This is a genomic window from Mycobacterium sp. 1245499.0 (assembly GCF_001673615.1).
Taxonomy (GTDB): Bacteria; Actinomycetota; Actinomycetes; order Mycobacteriales; family Mycobacteriaceae; genus Mycobacterium; species Mycobacterium europaeum_A.
The window spans coordinates 1-1531 of sequence record NZ_LZMG01000422.1 but is presented as its reverse complement, the minus strand read 5'-3'; the positions used below and the strand labels follow the sequence as shown (position 1 = coordinate 1531).

Below are 1531 nucleotides of genomic sequence, written 5' to 3'. Positions count from 1 at the left end.
CGGCCTCGGCCCGAAACGTCGTGCGTACCAGCGTCAAGCCGGGCTGCCGCTGCGCCTCCGCGGTGTGCTGGATGGCCTCACGGGCGGTCCACCAGCCCGGGCCGTCCTGGATTCCCGCGGCGGCATCGAGGATGGTGACCGAGCCCCAGCCGATGCCGAACCGGACGTCGATGTCGGGGCCGACGGCCAGCCGCAGCGTCAGGGCGGCATCGATCGCGGAGCCGACGGACGGGTAACTGCCCTGGAACTCGTCGCCGACGGTGAACGCGGGCGGGCCGATCGCTTCGGCGGCGACGTGTCGCAGGGCGGCCGCCAGGCTCCCATGCAGCTTCGAACGGTCGGTGGCGCGCCGGGAACCGACGACGTCACCGATGAGCGTCGCCCGTGATGAAGGATCCAGCTTCATCCGAGCCATTTGAAGAGTATAGCTTAATCATCCGGCGATTTAGCTATACGCTTTATCGAGGCGTTACGCCCCTTCGATGAGGGCCGACGCCGCCTGCAGGTGCCGGACCGCGTCGCGCACGATCGACTCGATCAGTTCGGCGCACGACGGCAGGTCCTCGAGGATGCCGGCCACCTGGCCGGAAGCCAGCACGCCGGCGTCGGTGTTGCCGTCCACCAGCCCGGCTTTCAACAGCATCGGGGTATTGGCCGCCATCACCACCTGAGACCAGGTCAGCTCCTTGCCGTGCCGCATCGCCAGGCCGTCGCTGATCATCGACCGCCAGGTCATCTGCGACATGTGCTTGAACTTGGCGGCATTGCGCACGGCCGCGGTCAGGCCCCGCACTGGCGAACCGCCTTCCAGCTTCTCCACCAAACCGGTGCGCAGCACCCGGTGCGGCATCCCGTCCACCCGGGTGGTGACCACCGTGCCGTCCAGCGCCGATTCGAGGTAACGGCGCTTGACCGCGTCGGGCACCGTCGAATCCGAGGTGAGCAGGAACCGGGTGCCCATCGCGACGCCGGCGGCGCCGTAGCTCAGCGCCGCCGCCAGACCGCGTCCGTCGAAGAATCCGCCCGCCGCGATCACCGGAATGCCGCTGCCCTGCACGGCGTCGAGCACCGAGGGCAGCAGCAGCGTGGTGGCGACCGGGCCGGTGTGCCCACCACCCTCGCCGCCCTGCACGATCATCGCGTCGGCGCCCCAGCCGGCGACCTTGCGGGCGTGCTTGGCCGCGCCGATCGACGGAATCACCACGGCGCCGGCCTCTTTCAGCCGCGCGATGAGCTCCTGCTTGGGCGCCAGCGCGAAGGAGGCCACCTTGACGCCCTCGCGGATCATCAGGTCCACGCGATCGCCGGCGTCTGCGGCGTCGGCGCGAATGTTCACGCCGAACGGCTTATCCGTGGCGGCCTTGACCTTGGCGATGGCCGTCGCCAGTTCGTCCAGCGTCATGGTGGCCGAGGCCAGGATGCCCAGCCCGCCGGCGTTGGCCGTGGCGGACACCAGCCGCGCGCCGGCCACCCAGCCCATCCCCGTCTGGACCACCGGGTGCTCGACACCGACCAGCTCGGTCAGCGGCGT

Annotated in this window: 2 protein-coding genes; both read right to left on the bottom strand. The window is 70.2% G+C overall.

Annotated features, from left to right (window positions below):
* A partial coding sequence (locus A5646_RS26245; RefSeq protein ID WP_231998479.1) for a SatD family protein occupies window positions 1-415 on the bottom strand: 415 nt, incomplete at its 3' end.
* Between the two features lie 54 nt (window positions 416-469).
* Window positions 470-1531 (bottom strand): (3aS,4S,5R,7aS)-5-hydroxy-7a-methyl-1-oxo-octahydro-1H-indene-4-carboxyl-CoA dehydrogenase (gene ipdC, locus A5646_RS26240; protein ID WP_067025374.1); only part of this gene is annotated, 1062 nt, incomplete at its 5' end.